At 39.7% G+C, this 19,930-nt stretch carries 15 protein-coding genes and 1 riboswitch; of the genes, 7 read left to right on the plus strand and 8 right to left on the minus strand.

Features of this window, described 5'->3' with window-relative positions; translation table 11 throughout:
• Nucleotides 1-7: 7 nt before the first annotated feature.
• The 5 genes from hutU to cls form a co-directional block, all read right to left on the minus strand.
• Nucleotides 8-1,654 (minus strand): urocanate hydratase, encoded by a 1,647-nt coding sequence (gene hutU, locus ACTWQM_RS04055; protein WP_443256873.1) that lies wholly within the window; start codon nt 1,652-1,654, stop codon nt 8-10.
• Entirely contained in the window at nt 1,647-3,167 is a 1,521-nt protein-coding gene (gene hutH / locus ACTWQM_RS04060; protein ID WP_443256874.1) for a histidine ammonia-lyase, read from the minus strand. Before hutH ends, hutU begins: the two co-directional genes overlap by 8 nt.
• Nucleotides 3,168-3,567: 400 nt before the next feature.
• Nucleotides 3,568-4,992, minus strand: a complete 1,425-nt coding sequence (locus ACTWQM_RS04065; protein ID WP_443256875.1) for an alanine/glycine:cation symporter family protein — start codon at nt 4,990-4,992, stop codon at nt 3,568-3,570.
• A gap of 159 nt (nt 4,993-5,151) precedes the next feature.
• Entirely contained in the window at nt 5,152-5,673 is a 522-nt protein-coding gene (locus ACTWQM_RS04070) for an acyl-CoA thioesterase (protein ID WP_443256876.1), read from the minus strand.
• A gap of 61 nt (nt 5,674-5,734) precedes the next feature.
• Nucleotides 5,735-7,177, minus strand: coding sequence for a cardiolipin synthase (gene cls, locus ACTWQM_RS04075; protein ID WP_443256877.1), 1,443 nt, complete (start codon nt 7,175-7,177; stop codon nt 5,735-5,737).
• A 99-nt stretch (nt 7,178-7,276) separates the two neighbouring features.
• Between cls and ACTWQM_RS04080 the strand changes: the two genes are divergently transcribed.
• The gene (locus tag ACTWQM_RS04080) at nt 7,277-7,831 is read left to right on the plus strand and encodes a short-chain dehydrogenase (protein ID WP_443256878.1); all 555 of its coding nucleotides are present in this window, start codon (nt 7,277-7,279) and stop codon (nt 7,829-7,831) included.
• A gap of 3 nt (nt 7,832-7,834) precedes the next feature.
• Here ACTWQM_RS04080 and megL read toward each other — a convergent pair whose 3' ends face one another.
• Entirely contained in the window at nt 7,835-9,019 is a 1,185-nt protein-coding gene (gene megL, locus ACTWQM_RS04085) for a methionine gamma-lyase (RefSeq protein WP_443256879.1), read from the minus strand.
• A gap of 887 nt (nt 9,020-9,906) precedes the next feature.
• Between megL and rarD the strand changes: the two genes are divergently transcribed.
• The 5 genes from rarD to ACTWQM_RS04110 all read left to right on the plus strand — a co-directional run bounded on the left by rarD (nt 9,907) and on the right by ACTWQM_RS04110 (nt 15,857).
• On the plus strand, nt 9,907-10,809 hold the full coding sequence (gene rarD, locus ACTWQM_RS04090) for an EamA family transporter RarD (RefSeq protein ID WP_443256880.1): 903 nt from the start codon (nt 9,907-9,909) through the stop codon (nt 10,807-10,809).
• A gap of 149 nt (nt 10,810-10,958) precedes the next feature.
• Nucleotides 10,959-11,077, plus strand: a riboswitch (SAM riboswitch).
• A gap of 97 nt (nt 11,078-11,174) precedes the next feature.
• A complete protein-coding gene (locus tag ACTWQM_RS04095) occupies nt 11,175-12,935 on the plus strand; it encodes an aminotransferase class V-fold PLP-dependent enzyme (protein ID WP_443256881.1) in 1,761 nt (586 codons plus the stop codon).
• A gap of 55 nt (nt 12,936-12,990) precedes the next feature.
• Nucleotides 12,991-13,977, plus strand: a complete 987-nt coding sequence (locus tag ACTWQM_RS04100) for a homoserine dehydrogenase (protein WP_443256882.1) — start codon at nt 12,991-12,993, stop codon at nt 13,975-13,977.
• A gap of 356 nt (nt 13,978-14,333) precedes the next feature.
• Nucleotides 14,334-15,221 carry an SGNH/GDSL hydrolase family protein gene (locus ACTWQM_RS04105; RefSeq protein WP_443256883.1) on the plus strand — a complete coding sequence of 296 codons (888 nt, stop codon included), beginning with the start codon at nt 14,334-14,336 and terminating at the stop codon, nt 15,219-15,221.
• Between the two features lie 3 nt (nt 15,222-15,224).
• The gene (locus ACTWQM_RS04110; protein WP_443256884.1) at nt 15,225-15,857 is read left to right on the plus strand and encodes a YpmS family protein; all 633 of its coding nucleotides are present in this window, start codon (nt 15,225-15,227) and stop codon (nt 15,855-15,857) included.
• A gap of 270 nt (nt 15,858-16,127) precedes the next feature.
• On the opposite strand, the gene ACTWQM_RS04115 is transcribed toward ACTWQM_RS04110, so the two are convergent.
• Together ACTWQM_RS04115 and ACTWQM_RS04120 are read right to left on the minus strand one after the other, a co-directional pair.
• Nucleotides 16,128-17,111 carry a helix-turn-helix transcriptional regulator gene (locus ACTWQM_RS04115; protein WP_443256885.1) on the minus strand — a complete coding sequence of 328 codons (984 nt, stop codon included), beginning with the start codon at nt 17,109-17,111 and terminating at the stop codon, nt 16,128-16,130.
• 129 nt (nt 17,112-17,240) lie between these two features.
• Nucleotides 17,241-17,873, minus strand: coding sequence for a hypothetical protein (locus tag ACTWQM_RS04120; protein ID WP_443256886.1), 633 nt, complete (start codon nt 17,871-17,873; stop codon nt 17,241-17,243).
• Nucleotides 17,874-18,143: 270 nt separating this feature from the next.
• Here ACTWQM_RS04120 and ACTWQM_RS04125 point away from each other — a divergent pair, with 270 nt between their 5' ends.
• Nucleotides 18,144-19,763 carry an ABC-F family ATP-binding cassette domain-containing protein gene (locus ACTWQM_RS04125; RefSeq protein WP_443256887.1) on the plus strand — a complete coding sequence of 540 codons (1,620 nt, stop codon included), beginning with the start codon at nt 18,144-18,146 and terminating at the stop codon, nt 19,761-19,763.
• Nucleotides 19,764-19,930: the final 167 nt, after the last annotated feature.

Genomic DNA, 19,930 nt, shown 5'->3' on the forward strand with positions numbered 1-19,930 from the left:
GTGCCCCCTACTTTTTAATCGGAATTGTAATGTCATGATTTTCTGCAAATTTCTGCGCTTTTTCATAGCCTGCATCAGCATGACGGATTATGCCCATTCCTGGGTCTGTTGTTAATACCCGTTCCAGGCGTTCTTTTGCCAAGTCAGTCCCATCGGCCACAGCGACCATGCCTGCGTGCAATGAATAACCCATACCAACTCCTCCACCATGATGAAATGATATCCATGAACCACCAGCAGCTGTATTAATTAAGGCGTTTAAAACGGCCCAATCAGCGACTGCGTCACTGCCATCCTTCATACCTTCTGTTTCGCGGTTTGGTGATGCAACAGATCCACAGTCCAAATGATCACGGCCGATAACGACTGGTGCTTTCAGTTCACCATTTCGGACCAATTCATTTATTGCGAGTCCCATTTTTGCCCGTTCTCCATAGCCTAACCAGCAAATACGTGAAGGCAATCCCTGAAAGGCAACTTGTTCCTGTGCCATATCAATCCAGCGAATAAGTTCTTCGTTTTCCGGGAAAAGTTCTTTAATTAATTGGTCGGTACGGTAAATATCTTCCGGATCGCCTGATAATGCTGCCCACCTAAAGGGTCCCTTACCTTCACTAAACAATGGCCGGATATATGCTGGTACAAAGCCTGGGAAATTAAAGGCCTCCGTAATTCCCTCATCTTTAGCAACCTGGCGAATGTTATTTCCATAATCAAACACAATTGACCCATTTTGCTGATAGTCAAGCATTGCTTCCACATGTTTAGCCATGCTCTGTTTTGCCAGTTTGGTATAATTAGCTGGGTCATTTTTGCGTAGCACAGCCGCTTCCTCGACATTATAACCAGTTGGAATATAGCCATTTAACGGATCGTGTGCTGATGTTTGGTCTGTCACGATATCGATTTGAATATCTCTTGTCAAAAGTTCATGGTGTACCTCTGCTGCGTTTCCCAATAATCCGATTGATAAAGGATTCCCTTTCTGTTTAGCGTCTTTTGCCAGTTTAATTGCTTCATCAAGATTAGCTGTCATCACATCACAATATTTTTTCTTCATTCTTTTTTCGATATGGCTCTTATCTACTTCAACAGTGATAACAACCCCTTTGTTCATCGTGACCGCAAGAGGCTGTGCACCGCCCATCCCGCCAAGTCCTGCCGTTAATGTGATTGTGTGTTTCAATGATCCGTTAAAATGCTTTTTAGCAAGTGCTGCAAATGTTTCATATGTGCCTTGCAGAATCCCTTGTGTTCCAATATAGATCCAGCTCCCTGCAGTCATTTGTCCATACATCATTAACCCTTGTTTATCAAGCTCATGAAAATGATCCCATGTTGCCCACTTTGGAACTAATACTGAATTGGAAAGAAGCACACGTGGTGCATGTTTATGTGTTTTAAAAACGCCAACAGGCTTACCGGACTGAACCAGCATTGTTTCATCATTTTCCAAATTGCGAAGTGTGTTAACTATGGCATCAAACGCTTCCCAATTTCGTGCAGCCTTCCCAATTCCGCCGTAGACTACAAGCTCATCCGGGTTTTCCGCTACCTCCGGATCAAGATTGTTGTACAGCATTCGTAATGCAGCCTCCTGTTCCCACCCTTTACACTCCAGTTCTAATCCTTTTTTCGCTGTCACTTTACTCATGTAAAACCCCTCCTTTATGTTTTACTTCACTTTCCTGATTATTTTTCAGCCAGTTTGCTAGTCTTTCAATGTCCGTCGCGAATACTCGGTCTTTTGTGATACTAGGAACCAGATTACGAGCTTTCTTATAAAATTCACGCGTTTGCGATGCCATACTATCTATACCTCGAAACTCAACTGCCTGCATAGCGCAAATAAGTTCAATCGCAACAACATGCCGTGCATTCTGCAGCATTTGCAGTGCATGACGTGCCGCAATCGTTCCCATACTTACATGATCCTCCTGGTTAGCGGAAGATGGGATTGAATCGACACTTGCCGGATGTGCGAGCGTTTTATTTTCCGAAACAAGTGAAGCGGCACTGTATTGCATAATCATCGCTCCTGATTCAAGTCCTGGATTAGGGCTTAGAAAAGGTGGCAGATCATTTAGCTGAGGATTCACCAGTCGTTCAATTCGGCGCTCTGCAATATTAGCAGTCTCAGCAATTCCGAGTTTCAGAAAATCCATCGCAAAAGCAATCGGCTGTCCGTGAAAATTCCCACCAGAAATCACTTTATTTTCATCTGAAAAAATGAGCGGATTATCGGTTACGGCATTGACCTCAATTTCCAGTTTCTCTTTTACATAATTAATTGTTTGCCATGATGCTCCGAGCACTTGTGGAATGCACCTTAATGAATACGCGTCCTGGACCCGAATTTCACCCTGCCTAGTTGTAAGCTTGCTGTCGCAGAGAATTGCGCGAATTCGTGCAGCTACATCAATTTGTTCCTGATGGCCACGTACCTGATGCAAGTCATGATCAAATGCATCCATTATTCCGTTCAATCCCTCCATTGTCATAGCTGCAATCTGTTCACTTTGATGGAGCAGCTTCTCCATTTCTAAAAAGGCTACCACACCGACAGCAGTCATTGCTTGTGTTCCATTAATAAGTGCAAGCCCTTCTTTAGCTTTAAGTGTTAAAGAGGGGATGCCTGCATCGTTTAACGCATTCATCGTTTTCATCCGTTTTCCGTTATAAAAAGCTTCCCCCTCACCAAGCAATGCCAATGCAAGGTGTGACAGTGGCGCCAAATCACCACTAGCTCCAAGTGAACCCTGCTGAGGAACAACAGGATGAATCCCCGCATTAATCAGCTCGATAAACTGATTTATCAATTGCGGCCTCACCCCCGAGTATCCTTTAACAAGCGCATTGGCTCGCAACAGCAGCATCGTCCGGCTAACTGCTTCTCGGAATGGATCACCAACCCCACATGCATGTGAATGAATCAGATTTAACTGCAGTTCATCCAAGTCTTCCTCGGCAATTAAGACATCACTGAACTTGCCAAATCCAGTATTGATCCCATACATGGTCTGCTTTTCGTCAAGCATATTCTCAACGGTCTTTCGGTTGGCCCTAATTTTCATTTCGGTATCATGTGCTAAAGCTACTTGCTCGTTGTCAAAAACAACCTGTTTCACATCTTCCAGTGACAACGTTTCATCTGTTAAAATAATCATATTGCACCTCCGTATCATCGCTTTACTATAATAAAGCGCACAAAGTAAAAGGAGGCTATGGTCGTTAAACCATGCCTCCTGGGTATCCGTTATTATTGGTGAGTGAATATTGCAGTTTCCGATGTAAAAACATAATCGCACCTCAATATTGAAATTTTCTTACTTTATATTGTAAGCGTTTTCCCTTGATGATGCAACTTTAATTTTGAGAGTGGCGGTGTGGGTGCAATTATGAACTTGAGCGGGGAATTTGTGAACTTGAGCCGATTTTGTGACAACTTGAGCCGAATCATTGTGATTTTCAGCCGAATCTGTGACAACTTCAGCGAATTCACCCTTTCAGCCGAAAAATAACAAAAACTGCCTGCTCCCCATCAGGAAGCAGACAGCACCGCAGCATTTATTCTTCTTTTTCAGATGTTTGGTCACGACCCCAGAACTCAATACCTGTCTGGTCATCCAGGGTGTCACGATAAAACACGGGATCTTTACCGGCCTTCCGCTGTTCGCGGTAATCTTGTAAGACGCGATTCGCAATTTTAAACAGCTTGGAAATGGCATAGAGGTTAATCAGTGCCATAATACCCATTGTCAGATCGGCCATCGCCCACACTAGATCGAATGTAGCGATTGCACCAAATACTACCATTGCCAATACAGCGATACGATAGATAAATAGAGCTATCTTGCTTTCTTTAATAAAACCAATATTATTTTCCCCATAGTAATAGTTTCCAAGAATAGAACTATAGGCGAAAAAGAAAATTGCGATGGCTATAAAGACTGCTGCCCAGTCACCAATATGGAACTCGAATGCACTTTGTGTCAATTGAATTCCATCCGCTTCACTTCCGTAAATACCACCTGCAGAAATCAGGATAAAGCCTGTCGCGCTGCAAATAAGGATCGTATCGAAAAATACACCTAATGCTTGAATCAGACCCTGTTTGGCTGGGTGGGAAACCTCAGCAGTGGCAGCAGCGTTCGGCGCACTACCCATCCCAGCTTCATTGGAAAATAACCCACGCTTAATTCCCATCAGAATGGCAGCGCCAAATCCGCCGCCAGCAATTTCACGAATACCAAATGCATTGGCAAAAATTAGTGAAATCATTTCAGGAACAGCAGTTATATTAATAATAAGAATATAAATAGCTATGATAATATATAGAATCGCCATCACCGGAACGATGATTTGTGTTACATTTGCAATGGTTTTTAGTCCGCCAAATATAACGATTGCCGTTAACAGAACCAGAACAGCAGCCATTACGTTTCTACTTATATCAAATTCACCATTGAAGGCAAGACTTATTGTATTGGATTGAACAGAATTAAATACAAGCCCATATGTAAATGTAATGGTGATTGCAAAAACTATCCCAAGCCAGCGCTTATTAAGCCCTTTTTCCATATAATATGCGGGTCCGCCACGATACTGATCAGCTTCTGGAACTTTATAAACTTGTGCAAGTGTACTTTCTATAAATGCAGTAGCTGAGCCCAGCAACGCAATCAGCCACATCCAGAAAATAGCACCTGGGCCTCCAACTGCAACTGCCGACGCAACCCCGGCAAGATTTCCGGTGCCAACGCGTGATGCAGCACTTATTGCAAATGCCTGAAATGATGATGTACCTTTTTTTCCTGAAGCAATAATTGTTCGTTTATCAAATAGTACGCGGAACATTTCTGGCAGATAACGAAATTGAACAAATTTCGTTTTAATAGTGAACCAAAGTCCCACCCCGATTAGGGCTGCTATTAAAATATATGTCCACATCGCTTCGTTTGCTATTCCAAGTATTTTCTCGAATAAATCCATGATGTTTGTTCCCCTTTCAAACCATATTTAAAAGGGTATTCCCCAATATGCTGGTTTGTAATCTTTCACCAAAAGAAATAATAGAAGCCAATAAAAATGGCTCCTGCTAAATAGTTATTATAACTCAAACTCATATTTAATCTCAATGGGAAAAAATCCCTAATCCCCTTGATTCCAAGGGAAATCTGTACCAAAAGTAGATGCAACCTCTTTTGAATGCTTTCTGCGTTCTTTCCGCCTTTCTGCACGAACAGGTGCAGATTCGTGTAAATTCTTTTGCTGGCTTGTTACAGGATAAACGGAAGGAATTGGTGTTGGCTTTCCATCATCATCAACGGCTACAAATGTCATAAATGCTGTTGTACATACTTTTCTATCGCCAGTCAGCAAGTCTTCTGTTACAGCCTTCACAAACACCTCCATTGATGTATTGTGAGTCCATGTAACAAATGCTTCTACGCAGATAGTATCGCCCTCTTTAACAGGCGCCAGGAAGTCTACTGAATCAGTTGACGCGGTAACAACCGGCTTTCTGGCATGTCGTCCGGCAGATATTGCGGCTACGTCATCAATATGTGCCATTAATTTACCGCCGAACAATGTACCATGTGAATTGGTATCTGGTGGTAAAACGTGTGATGTTTTCACCGCCAAAGAATATGTGCATGCTTTACTTTCCATTTAAATCTCTCCTAAATAGTAGTCTTACATTATATTTCCCCATTGTTTCCCGATGTACTCTTTATAATATAGGTGAAAGTAATCTGGAAACCGATTCTTTAAACCTTATTCCTAATGAGCGTTTGGCGTATAGTTTCTTTGTCATTATCGTTGAATGTGCAACATCATCGTGAAATGCCTCTACTAATCTTTCTGCTAAACCTTTATCATATAAAAATGCATTGACTTCAAAATTTAACCGAAAACTTCTCACGTCAATATTCGCGGTCCCAACAGAAGCTATCTTTCCATCAACAACAATCGTTTTTGCATGAAGAAATCCATGCTGATAAATATAAACAACTGCACCTGCATTAAGCAAATCACCAATATAAGAAAGTGTTGCCCAGTAGACAAATGGATGGTCCGGTTTATTCGGAATCATTATCTTTACATCAACACCTGATAGCACAGCAATTCGTAATGCATCCCGAAGGCTCTCATCTGGAATAAAATATGGCGTTTGTATGTAAACATATTCTTTTGCTGTCATAATCATTTTAATATAGCCATTTTTAATTTGTTCCCAATCAGAATCCGGACCGCTTGAAACGATTTGCACCCCAACATCCCCGTCACTTTCTGCTTCGAAATAACGGTCTTCATACATAATATCGTTACGTGATGCCTGATTCCAATCCAAAATAAAGCGTGTCTGCATGTTTGGCACAGCATCACCGCTAATACGTAAATGCGTATCACGCCAGTAGCCAAACTTTTTGTTATGGCCAAGATATTCATCACCAATGTTAAACCCACCAATATAGCCAACTGTACCATCGATAATTGCCAGCTTTCGGTGATTACGGTAATTGATTTTCAAGTTAACTTTGGGTATCTTCGGCGGAAAAAATGATTCAACCTGCACCCCTGCTTTACGCATACGATTGAGAAACTTTTTACTGATTCCTCTCGAACCCATATCATCATACAGCGCACGTACTTCAACACCCTGACCAGCCTTCTTGATTAAAACATCGGCAATTCTCTTTCCTAATTGATCATGACGAATAATATAGTAAAGTAAATGGATATGGTCCTCCGCCTTTTCCAAATCCTCAAGTAATGCATTAAATTTCTTTTCACCATCTGTATATATTTTCACACTATTATCTTGTGTGAAAAGGGCATCGTTATTCCGTAAATGCAGGTAGTATAAGTCCTTATACTCCACTAATTCTTTATGCTTGAAGTCAAAATTATTTTCTTCAATAGCTCGCAACTGCTGCTGTACAGCCCTTTTTACACCCAGCTTACTTTTTGTATCCCATGTGAATATCCGCTGGGAGCTTAATCTCTTACCGAAAATCAAATACAAAATAAACCCGGCAATTGGGATGAAAAGCAATACCATTAACCAGGCCCATGTTGAGCTTGGATCTTTTCGTTCCAGAAAGATAATCGCTAATGCCAATGCAATATTAAAGAAAAGTATAAAACCAAAGAAAACAGACAAAAAACTCACGTGTATATCTCTCCTTACCAAGCAGTTACATTATCCTTTAATATAGCATAAAATCAACTAATACGTTAGCCTAGTATTATATATAAAGGATGTGGAAAAATGAAAAATCAACACGCATTAGTTGTTGGAGGTACTGGCATGCTGAAAAATGTATGTCATTGGCTGATAGAACAAGGATATCATGTATCTGTAATCGGACGGAACAAAACGAAGCTTAATAAACTTAAGCAAGAGATCACACAGCCACAAAAACTTCATGGAATTTCTGTTGATTATCAAAACAGTACTTGTTTATCAAACGAATTACTTAACTTGTTTGAAAGGCATGGTATACCTGACATTGTGGTCAGCTGGATTCATTCAACAGCTCCGCAAGCCCTTCCTTTAATTAAGGATATGATAGGCAAACAGGATTTAAGTACTAATTGGCGATTAATTCATATACAGGGTAGTGCCCGTTTTTTTGAAAAAGAAAACACGCCTGTACCAGAAAATTGCTTGTACAGACGCGTCTTTTTAGGATTTATTTTAGAAGATAACCATTCCCGCTGGCTTACGCATACTGAAATTTCAGACGGTGTCATTCACGCTATCACAACCGATAATAATGAAACCATTGTTGGGACGCTAGAACCATGGGACATGCGACCATAATAATTAAAGGTTGTTCAAAGCTTGTTCCAGATCGGCCCAAATGTCTTCCCAGGCCTCAAGACCTGCGGATAACCGGATAAGCTGATCGGTTATTCCCATGTCAAGACGTGATTCCTCTGGTATAACAGCATGTGTCATTGTTGACGGATGCTGTATTAATGTCTCTGCATCACCAAGACTGACAGCAATTTTCAGGAACTTCAGGTTATTCAGCATTCGTTGTGCATCCTGTTTTGTCCCATCTATTTCAAATGAAATTAAACCTCCGCCCCGTTTCATCTGTTTTTGACGAATCGGAAAATCCGGATGACTTTCATCATTAGGATAAAAAACACGTGCAACCTTAGGATGTTTACGCAATTTCTCAAATATTTTTTCGGCATTATCACAATGGCGGTCAATCCTGATAGGCAGTGTTTTAAGTCCTCTTAGTAATAACCAGGCATCCATTGGTGACATAATTCCACCAATATCTTTTAAGGTTGTCATTGCAACTTCATCCAAAAATTCCTTTTTTCCAACGGCAAGCCCTGCAACTACATCTCCATGGCCACCGATATATTTTGTTGCACTATGGAGTACAACATCACACCCCAACTCAATTGGTCGTTGTAAATATGGTGATGAAAATGTATTATCGACAACTACTGGAATTCCTTTTTCATGTGCCACTTCAGCTACCATTTTAAGATCAATTAACTTCATTGTTGGATTAATGGGTGTTTCGACATAAATACATGTCGTTTCAGGCTTAATCAATGATCGAATTTCCTCTTTTGTTTCCATTGCTGAAAAGTCATGTGAAATATTATATTTCTTTTCCATCATGGCTAGTAAACCGAATGTACATCCATACAGTCCTGATGAACACAGCACATGATCATTCGCCTTTGTCAGTGCAATCAAAATAGCAGACACAGCTGCCATCCCTGATCCAAAAGCAAGCCCTCGTTCGCCATTCTCCAAAGCTGCAATTCGTTCTTCTAATACACTTACAGTCGGATTACCCAGCCTCGAATAAATATAGCCCTCTTCCTCACCAGCAAATCGTCGTTCGCCCTGCTCTGCTGTTTTAAATGTGTAGGTTGATGTTTGAAATAAAGGTGTTGCCAGGCTACCCAACATGTCTTTCGAGTCATATCCTTCATGAATAACCGATGTTTCAAAGTGTTTATGCTTTTTTGCCATTAGTAATTCCCCCTAGATAAACATTCTTGTAATCTCATATACTTCTATCATATTGTATTCACCGGCTTTTTGAAAGCGTTTTCCGAGGAATTTTTAAAAGCAGAGTTATTGCTTTTTTCAGAAAGAAAATCTAGAATTGGTTTACTTACTCAACTTTCGTATCTATAGAATAAGCTCAAACAGGGACGTTGGTAATCACAGAGCGTTTTTAATTGTTGCCTTGACAACATTGATAAAAGTTTTTTGTACACATAAGATATGAACTGCGACGTAACTGCTGGAATAATCTCTATAACATATCCCGCCGTCCGGGGTCGCTACGGGCGGATGCGCACCTTAGGGCAACGCTTCAGCTTCCTCGGAAGCAAAAACCGCTTCCTGCGGGATCTTCAGCTGTTGCTACGACGAACAGGACGTTTTAGTACCGGCGTTGGTCACAGGACGTGACTGATTTTAGCCGGTTCCCGCTGGAGTCACCGCCCTCCGCTCACCCGGACTAGTGTAGCTGTCACACATTAATTCTATAGCGATTTTTACTCCAGTTAACAGCGTAGGAAATACACGTAGACTCCTGTGGGAGCTGAGCCCTAGATGAGACTACGCAGCGACGTAGGAACAAGGAGGCTCATCAGCCGCCCTAGGTGCGCGAAGTGTATTTCCGGAGCGGCACCATAACACTCAAACTTTTTAAAAAGTAGTTCGCAGTTTATATTAACTACTCACCGTTGATCCAAAGTCAACTTCAGTAGTGTATCTTCAGCCTTTCTTATTCTTTCAAGGTCTATGCGTTTATTTTAGGCAGTGAAGGTTGAATTATTTAGTTTAGTAGTCTGCATGTCAGTAGTGTTTCTCAAATCTGGACACATCGTAGAAATGAGGTTTTCAAAATGAATCAGGACAATAAGATTGGAATTATATATGCAGCAGGCGCCTATTTATTATGGGGATTTCTTCCTGCTTATTGGAAGCTGATAGACCAGGTTCCACCTGATGAAATATTAGCACATCGCATATTATGGTCATTTATTTTCATGATTATTGTGGTTATAGTTGTGCAAAAATGGTACCTCTTCCTGAAAGAATGCATAATTATTTTAAACGATAAAAAGAAATTGACCGGGATTACATTCGCATCAATCGCCATTAGTATCAATTGGCTTACGTTTATATGGGCGGTTAACAATGAACACGTAATTCAGGCAAGCCTCGGTTATTACATAAACCCGCTTGTAAGCATTTTACTAGGAATGATTGTACTAAAAGAAACGTTGACACGAGGGCAGATGTTATCATTTCTGCTGGCTGCAGTTGGTGTTATTAATCTGACAATCAGTTATGGTGTTTTCCCGTGGGTATCGTTATTGCTGGCATTCAGTTTTGCAATTTACGGCTTGCTGAAAAAAACAGTCGATGTCAGTGCAATGTTCGGTTTAACCATCGAGACATTGATTGTCACCCCTATTGCTCTTATCTATTTGTTATCTATTCCTGACAGTTCATTGGCAGCTGATTCAATGTTTTCCAGTTTTGGGTTATTACTGTTTGGCGCTGGTGTTGTTACTGCGATCCCGCTGTTATTGTTTGCAAGCGGAGCTAAACAAATTCCATTATCAATGATAGGATTTCTGCAGTATATTGCACCAACTATCATGCTTCTTCTAGGTGTTTTCGTTTACCAGGAGACTTTTTCACTGGCGCATTTTATATCGTTCGCACTAATCTGGATAGCACTAATTATTTACATGGCTTCTGCACATCGCAGCTCAGTTCGGCTTAAGGAGAAAAATTAAAAATAATTTTCAGAATTCACTTGACGTACAATCATTGCTGCGTTTATAATATTCAATAACTTTAGAAAACTTGGCTTAACGCCAAGCCTTAGTTACATTTATACAGTAAGAAAGGATTTATGCTTTCTTAACTGCCAATAAAGTTACATCTCTTATCGAGAGTGGTGGAGGGAATAGGCCCTGTGAAACCCAGCAACCTTAAAAGCTTTTCAGAATGCTTAGTAAGGTGCTAAATCCTACAGGTCAAGTATGATCTGGAAGATAAGGGGAGGATCGTTACATACTACGCCCTCTTCTTAGGAAGAGGGCTTTTTATTATCTCCTCTCCCTCCAGAATACAGAAAAATTTAAAGGAGGAATTTATCATGTCAAATTTTCATCTTCACAATCAGGAAACACAGTTACTTCACGGTGGTCAGGAGCCGGACCCAGCAACAGGATCACGTGCAGTACCCATCTATCAAACCACTTCCTATGTTTTTCGGGATACTGAACATGCACAAAATCTTTTCGGACTACAAGAACCTGGTAATATTTATTCACGAATTATGAACCCGACTGTTGATGCATTCGAACAGCGAATCGCATTACTGGAAGATGGTGTAGCCGCAGTTGCAACTTCCTCCGGGATGTCAGCCATTACATTGGCCATTTTAAATCTTGCAAGCAGTGGTGATGAAATCATTGCTGACAGCAATCTATACGGTGGCACATATAATTTATTTGCTAACACACTTCCTCGTTACGGGATCGATGTTAAATTTGTCGATGGTACAGATATAGAGAGTATTCGTGCCGCAATTACCGAAAAAACAAAAGCTGTTTTCGGAGAGATTATTACAAATCCAAGTCTCAATGTGCTGGACGTTGAAAAAATTGCAGGAATTGCCCATGATAACGGGGTTCCATTAATCATTGACAATACATTTGCGACTCCTTATAATACGAAGCCACTGACATGGGGAGCAGATATTGTTGTACATTCAGCCACTAAATGGATCGGCGGCCATGGTACAACTATCGGCGGCGTTGTCGTTGATGGCGGCAGGTTCAATTGGGGAAATGGTAAATTCCCAGTCTTCACTGAACCTGACGAGAGTTACAACGGCCTTCGCTATGTCGATATTGGGCCAGCAGCATTCGCTACCAAACTGCGCGTACAGCTACTGCGTGATATAGGTGCTTGCCTAAGTCCACAGAATGCATTCCTGTTTCTTCAAGGTCTGGAAACATTGCACTTACGTGTTGAGCGCCATAACAAAAATGCCGAAGAAGTTGCAGCATATTTACAAAAACATCCTGCAGTTGAATGGGTTAATTTTCCTGGGTTACAGGATCATCCATCACACGAATTAGCCACTAAATATTTACAGAATGGCTATGGATCGATTATAACGTTTGGAATAAAGGGTGGCCGTGACGCAGGCCGGAAATTGATTGACGGTGTTACACTCTGGTCACATGTTGCCAACGTCGGTGATGCGAAGTCGTTAATCATCCACCCAGCATCAACCACACACCAGCAATTAGGTGAAGAAGACCTGGTTAAAAGTGGTGTCACGGAAGAGCTAGTCCGACTTTCTATTGGACTTGAATCAACCAATGATATATTAGTTGATTTAGACCAAGCAATTGCTAATGCTACTGGTGAAGCAAAATCATTCCAGGTAACAGAAGAAGATGCAGTCAAATGGCTCTTATCATCACCTTTTGACCGTAAAGATGGTGGTATCCGCCAAAAAGTTGTTGCGGTTAGCGGATTAGAAGATCAATCTAGTTCCTTTTATAAAAGTACAAAGCAATTACAGCAGTTAGGATTTCAAATTGTGCCGTTAAGTTCATCGGAACAAGCATTATTGAATGAACAAACATATAAACAGCTAGCTGATGTGCCACTTGAAATTGACGCCGTACTGTCCTATAACAATACGCTAGCACCAGAAACAATTGAGCAATTTACTAATAAGGACGGTAAAATAGTTTGGGTGGAAAATCCAAAAAATACAGATGAAACAGCGAAACATGCGAAAGCTGCTGGGCTTTCTGTGATTACAAATAAAAACATCTACCAGGAAGCGGTTCGTATTCGAGGGAATAACTCTGGAAGCGTGCTTGTAGAAGCGTAAGAATAAAAAACAGGGGGATCTGCGGTTATTTTTAAAAAAGAGGAGGGTTTAATAGATGAGACCGATAAATATTGCGTTAATCGGGCTTGGAACTGTTGGATGTGGTGTCTACCAAACACTGCACATTCACCAACAGCGGCTCGAAAAACTAGTCGGGGCCCCCATCAACATTTCAACAATTATTATTGAGCATCCTGACAAACATCAGAAAATCGCAGCCAAGACAAACGTTACAACAGATGTTAATACTGTTTTAAATAATCCTGAAATTGATGTTGTCTTTGAAGCAATTGTTGGAAAAGAACCAGCTTTTTCATTGCTAAGAAAATGCATTCAGGCAAAAAAACACGTCATCACATCTAATAAGGAAATGTTTGCAACTCACGGTGACGAGCTGAAAAATCTTGCCTCCCGGTACAATGTGCGAATTGGATATGATGCAACAACAGCTGGTGGTATACCGATTATCCAGACTATCCAACAGCTGTTAAAAGCAAATCAGATCCAATATGTGCAAGCAATTTTAAATGGTACTACGAACTTTATCCTGTCAGCTATGCGGGAAAAGAATATAACATTCTCCAGTGCATTGGATGAGGCACAAAACTGGGGTTATGCCGAATCAAATCCTGAAAATGACATTGATGGATTTGATGCATTTTATAAGCTAATGATTCTCAGTGATCTTATTTTTGAAAAACAGCCAGATATAGAGCATGTTACACGCGTTGGTATACGTAATACCACCGAAGAATCCATTCAGGCTTTACAAACAGAAGGCAAGCGATTAAAGCATATTGCAAAGATAGGCCATGATGCTGCAGGGAACCTTACTGCGAGCGTTGAACTAGAAGCTGTTTCAAAAGAGCATCCATTATATGCTGTTGAAGGCGTAAACAACGCTATTCATATTAAAGGCGATATTGTTGGTGACTTAACTTTTACAGGACCAGGTGCAGGGTCCTTCCCGACCGCAAGTGCCATGATTGAGGATTTTTGTATACTATTTAAAAAAGAGCGAGCACCAATAGCTATAGGTTAGTAGTTGCACTTATGCAGTTAGGAAGGTACTACTTTCCTAACTGTTAGAAAACTTGGCTTGTCGCCAAGCCTTTATGGCGAAAGCCTTAGTTGCACTTATGCAGTTAGGAAGGATTTATACTTTCTTATCTGCCAAATAAATTCGTCTTCTTATGAAGGCGAATTTTTTTCGTTTAAACATATGATTTACAGGGAATTATTTTTAATTAGGCAAAAGTGTAACACAATCGAAATATGATTTACTGATACTTGCCAAACAAAATGGGTACATATATAGTAATGAACGTGATATGTACTAAGACAAATTATCATTTCAATATATATAGGTAGAATATTTTCAGTATAGGTGTGAGATTTGTGAAAAGAAGATACATTGTTATTATTTTGGGTATACTGCTTGTAGGTTTAGCTATTATTATGTCCTTAAACCAGCCTGGGCCAAAATTAAAAGAATCAAAAGATAATAATTCGCAGGAACAGACACAACAGGAAACCAAGGCAGATAAGGAGAAAGATACAGAAGATAGTCAGTCAGAACAAGAAACTAAAGAACCAATCGCGCAGTTCGGGGAAATAATAAGCGATGCTCTTCAAGGTACAATTGACTTTTTCACGAATAAAGAAGCACATGTTACAGCCATTGGAGATTCATTAACACAAGGCGTCGGTGATAAAGTTGTGGATGGTGGCTACGTAGGAATCCTCGATAATACCATTAATAAAGAAAAACAATTGGTAACATTTGAGAACTATGGTAAACGGGGGAACCGATCCAGCCAGCTATTAAAGCGGCTTGAACAGCCAGAAATAGAACAATCGATTGAAAAAGCGGATATCGTATTGATTACCATAGGTGCAAATGATATTATGCAAGTCGTCAAAGAAAACTTTTCTGACTTGACGATTAAGGATTTTTCCCAGGAACGGGTGGCATATAAAGAACGGGTGAAGAATATTTTTGAAAGAATAAAAGAATTAAACCCAGAAGCTGATATATATCTATTAGGTTTCTACAATCCCTTTGAAAAATATTTTAAAGATCTCAAAGAACTTGGTATGATTGTTGAAAATTGGAACAACACAGGTAAAAATGTTGCAGAACAGTATGACAACGCGACATATATACCTACCGTTGATTTATTTAAAGATACAGAAAAAGATTTATTCGCAGATGATAACTTTCACCCAAATCATCGGGGCTATCAACGAATCGCCAAACGTGTATTGGAACACATAACAGACTAGGAGGTGAGTGGTTTGGCGGAACATAAAAAGCCAAAAAACAGATGGAAGCGATTTTTTTTAATTCTAATAGGTTTAAATGTTGTGATATTAATATGTATAGTAGCACTTATTTTTTGGCCTGTTTCCGACACAGAAACACCTGCTAATGATAAGCAAAATGCCCAGCAAAGTTCGGAGTTCGTCGTCCGTACAACAAAAAAGAACTTAAATGAGCTAGTTAATGCATATACTGATAAGCTTCTAAAAGGTACTAACCACCATTATAAGGTATCATTGGAAGAAGATGTCCATTTGATAGGAGAACTTCCTGTATTTTCATCAACAGTACCACTATCTGTTCACTTTGAACCTTTTGTACAGGAGAATGGTGACGTTATTTTAGAACAGAAATCTATCTCAATTGGATTACTTGAGCTTCCAAATCAAAAAATTATGGAGTATATGAAAAAGTACTTGCCAATGCCAAAATGGGTTACCGTTAGTCCCAAGGATGAAGAGATTTACCTTGCTGTGACAGACATGGAAATCAGAAGTAATTTTCAGGTTAGTGTTGAGCATATTGACTTAGAAGCAAACAATCTAGCATTTAAAATTAAAGTCCCGTATAAATCACTAGGAATCGAAACGGAAGAATAAGAGAATAGTTAAGTGAAGTGTTGGGGAGACTCCGGTGATTCAGTCTTCCCGGCGTTTATTCAGTCTTTATGGTTAATATGAGTAATTAATCAGTCTCCGGCTATGTCTATTCAGTTGTCATTTAGGATTATTCAGTTTTAAACAGTTTTTATGCCAAAAAAGCCCACTCTGCAGGCAGATGCCCTCCGCACTGTGTCACAGATTATCTAACTGGACAATGTAGAACTTCCGAACATAGCATTTAATTAGAATCAGACCTGATCCCAAGCTTTAATCCTTGTATACCTCACGCATTTGACTGATCTTGTCCTTCATTTTATCAACAAGGTGATCTGGTGACAGAACTTTTGCCTTGTTTCCCCATGTAAGAATCCAATTAATCAGCCCATCCGACAGCTTGACCTTTGTCGTCAGTATGAAGTGATCGTCATCCATCTCTTTAATATCCGCTTCTTGTCCAAAGCGATCCAAAACCACATTAACCATATTGTTCTGGAAGCGTATTTTCATCCACATTTCTTCTCCGGCAAACATGTGAAAGCTTTGGTTTACATACTCCTGAAGATTGAATTCACTTTTTGTAAAGTGCGTTTCACTCACCCCAATATGGCGGATTCGATCCAATCGATAGTGTCTTAATTCATTTGTATCCTGAAACCGCCCGATTAGGTAATAATAATCACTCTGCCAAATCAATGCATAAGGCTCTACATGATAGAGATCCCCATTACGATGATACTCGAATTCTTTTTTTACGTTAAATTTGCCATATCGATAGGTAAGAACTTTCCCTTCTGAAATGGCTCGATGGACACAATCAATATTAATCTTGACCATTTCATAATCAATATTGGCTGACTGGTCGAACAAAATCGGTTCTGGCAATGTTTTCGCAATATGTATGCTCGTCAGTTCCTTTACTTTCTGAATTAATTTCTCTTTCTCATTTGTTGTTATAAAACGTGCCGATAAAATGGCATCGATAATCAGTCGTAACTGGTATGTTTCAAATAGTCTTGCCTGATGGCTGAACAGGATCTTGCCGAATTTGCCTCTATTTTGGACAATTTCAAAATCCATATCATCAAGAGCCTCAAGATCGCGCCTTATCGTCCGATTATCAAATGAAACATCTCCAGCCATAACACGAATTTTTTCACTTAATTCGTCTATACCTATTTGATGATATTCATCCGTTTCGTTTAATAAAATTTCCCTGATTTTCAATAATCGATAATTACTGCTTCTTTCCATAAAAACATCCCCCTTCGATTAGAAATGGCAGCTTATCTTCAAGCCTAATGTCGAAAGTCTTAGTCGCACCAATAGTAATTCTTTCCTTAACTGGCAAAAAGAACCTCTACATATAATGTAAGGTTCTTCTCATTTGATGACTAGTCGTTTAACTTTTTTAGATAATAAGAAAATAAATGATTGCTTTCTTAATTGTCTTTCTTTCATCAACCTTCGTTCTGCTATAAAATCCTTTTGACTTTCCTGATAGTAACCTAGTGTTCCCTGATATACTAATTGCAGCCCATCATGATTCCGAATATCTGCTGGGGTCGTAAAACAGGTTGGTTTTTGGAATTCCAGCGATTCAACATCCTGAAGAACCGTGGCAACAAATTGTGAACAAAATAATGCATCTTCCCGGTTTATCTCAACTTGCAGCAATACCCCAATCAACCCTAGAAAATTATATTTATAGTTATCTTTCCGTAATTCAATCTCTTCAATTTTTTCCTTAATTTTTTTCGTATCGGTTTCGGAAAGCTGATATGAATATACAGCACAAGTTGAATTCTTTAAAAAATCGCTGCGAATATCTTCCTTCACAAAACCACCGATAAAGGGGTTTCGTGGCTTTTTTCGACCAAAACTGTATACTTCCTGTAAGTCAGGCTCAAATGCAATGGAGACATGGTTTAAAGGCTGTTTTGTGAAATAATTGATTGCCTTAGATAAATACGTCCCTGTATCAGTAAAGAGAAAATATATTGTTTTCTCTCCCATAGTATTCCCCTCCGTAGGTTACCCGCTTCTTAATGGCACCTTGTCAACATGATATTTGTCGTTATTTTATTGTTACATATATTCCAAGAAAAATATAGTCTTTTTTTATATAAAGGGTAAAAAATTATTATTTTTAAAATAGACCGAAAATTCTAAAACAGAGGTAAAAATTTAGTACTCGAAGTGAGTTTTTTGAACGTTTACGTTGACGAAATGGTTCAAATCCCGTAAGCTTACGTTGATTACTATTTAATGGAGGACGCTGAAAGCATGATTAATGTTACTAATGTAAGTTTACAATATGGTGATAAAAAGTTATTTGAAGATGTGGATTTGAAATTTACTCCCGGGAACTGCTATGGCCTAATTGGAGCCAATGGTGCAGGGAAGTCCACTTTCCTTAAAGTATTGTCAGGTGAAGTTGAGCCACAATCAGGTAATGTTTCCTTATCTCCTGGTGAACGAATGACTGTCTTAAAACAGGATCATTTTGCGTATGAAGAATATAATGTTCTTGATACTGTTCTAATGGGGCATGAACAATTATATAACGTAAAACAAGAAAAAGACGCTATTTATATGAAAGCAGATTTTTCTGAAGAAGATGGTATGCGTGCTGCTGAGCTTGAAGGCGAGTTTGCTGAAATGAATGGCTGGGAGGCAGAGTCTGATGCTTCAGTCTTATTAAAAGGACTTGGACTTCATGAGTCGTTGCATACGATGAAAATGGCTGATCTGGCTGCTGACCAGAAGATAAAAGTATTGCTTGCACAAGCACTGTTTGGAAACCCGGATATTCTGTTATTGGATGAACCTACAAACGGCCTGGATATCCAAGCAATACAATGGCTGGAAGAATTTCTGATTAACTTTGAAAACACAGTAATTGTAGTGTCTCATGACCGTCACTTTTTAAATAAAGTATGCACACACATTGCTGATGTTGACTATGGAAAAATTGAAATTTACATCGGAAACTATGATTTCTGGTATGAATCCAGTCAGTTAGCAACAAAAATGGCACAAGAGTCAAATAAGAAAAAAGAAGAAAAAATAAAGGAACTGCAGGCATTTGTCGCCAGGTTTAGTGCCAACGCATCGAAATCAAAACAGGCAACATCACGAAAGAAACTTCTGGATAGCATCACATTGGATGATATCAAACCATCTTCACGTAAATACCCTTATATTTCGTTCACACCTGGACGTGAAATTGGTAATGATTTATTGCGTGTAGAAGGATTAACAAAAACGATCGGCGATACAAAGGTACTGGACAATCTCAGCTTTACGATGAATAAAGATGACAAAATTGCCCTCGTCGGTAAAAATGATATTGCAAAAACCACACTGTTCAAAATTCTTATGGGTGAAATGGAACCAGATGCAGGTACATTTAAGTGGGGTGTAACGACATCACAATCTTACTTCCCTAAAGATAATAGTGCCTATTTTGAAAACAATGACCTGCCACTTGTCGAATGGCTGCGTCAATATTCACCTGAAGATGAGACAGAGACATTCTTGCGTGGATTCCTGGGCCGTATGCTGTTCTCAGGTGAAGAAGCATTGAAAAAAGCGAGTGTCTTATCCGGTGGTGAGAAAGTGCGTTGCATGCTGAGCAAAATGATGTTAAGCAGTGCGAACGTGTTGATATTAGATGAACCGACAAACCACTTGGACTTGGAATCCATTACTGCCTTAAATAATGGATTGGTTAGATTTAAAGGATCCATTTTATTTACGTCACATGACCATCAATTTATCGAAAGTATAGCAAACCGTTTGATTGAAATTACACCAAATGGAGTTATCGATAAAGAAATGAGCTATGATGAATACATTTCTGACCAAAAACTGCAGCAAAAAATTGCCGAGATGTACAATTAATTAAAAAAGAGACCGGGATTTGAGTTTTATTCAAATCCAGTCTCTTTTTTTGTTGCTCGTTTTGGATTGACTTCTCGCTCGAGTTTTGCTGCTTCTCGCGCGAGTTGGACCGCTTGTCGCGCGTGTTGCGCTGCTTGTCGCGCGTGTTGCGCTGCTTGTCGCTCGAG

Origin of the sequence: Virgibacillus sp. L01, from assembly GCF_052246775.1 — a bacterium.
Classification (GTDB): Bacteria; Bacillota; Bacilli; order Bacillales; family Amphibacillaceae; genus Lentibacillus.

What these genes read in the sequence shown, in the direction of transcription:
- hutU (WP_443256873.1), bottom strand. Translation starts at nt 1,654, where the DNA reads ATGAGTAAAGTGACAGCGAAAAAAGGATTAGAACTGGAGTGTAAAGGG.
- hutH (WP_443256874.1), bottom strand. Translation starts at nt 3,167, where the DNA reads ATGATTATTTTAACAGATGAAACGTTGTCACTGGAAGATGTGAAACAG.
- ACTWQM_RS04065 (WP_443256875.1), bottom strand. Translation starts at nt 4,992, where the DNA reads ATGGATTTATTCGAGAAAATACTTGGAATAGCAAACGAAGCGATGTGG.
- ACTWQM_RS04070 (WP_443256876.1), bottom strand. Translation starts at nt 5,673, where the DNA reads ATGGAAAGTAAAGCATGCACATATTCTTTGGCGGTGAAAACATCACAC.
- ACTWQM_RS04080 (WP_443256878.1), top strand. Translation starts at nt 7,277, where the DNA reads ATGAAAAATCAACACGCATTAGTTGTTGGAGGTACTGGCATGCTGAAA.
- megL (WP_443256879.1), bottom strand. Translation starts at nt 9,019, where the DNA reads ATGGCAAAAAAGCATAAACACTTTGAAACATCGGTTATTCATGAAGGA.
- rarD (WP_443256880.1), top strand. Translation starts at nt 9,907, where the DNA reads ATGAATCAGGACAATAAGATTGGAATTATATATGCAGCAGGCGCCTAT.
- ACTWQM_RS04095 (WP_443256881.1), top strand. Translation starts at nt 11,175, where the DNA reads ATGTCAAATTTTCATCTTCACAATCAGGAAACACAGTTACTTCACGGT.
- ACTWQM_RS04100 (WP_443256882.1), top strand. Translation starts at nt 12,991, where the DNA reads ATGAGACCGATAAATATTGCGTTAATCGGGCTTGGAACTGTTGGATGT.
- ACTWQM_RS04115 (WP_443256885.1), bottom strand. Translation starts at nt 17,111, where the DNA reads ATGGAAAGAAGCAGTAATTATCGATTATTGAAAATCAGGGAAATTTTA.
- ACTWQM_RS04120 (WP_443256886.1), bottom strand. Translation starts at nt 17,873, where the DNA reads ATGGGAGAGAAAACAATATATTTTCTCTTTACTGATACAGGGACGTAT.
- ACTWQM_RS04125 (WP_443256887.1), top strand. Translation starts at nt 18,144, where the DNA reads ATGATTAATGTTACTAATGTAAGTTTACAATATGGTGATAAAAAGTTA.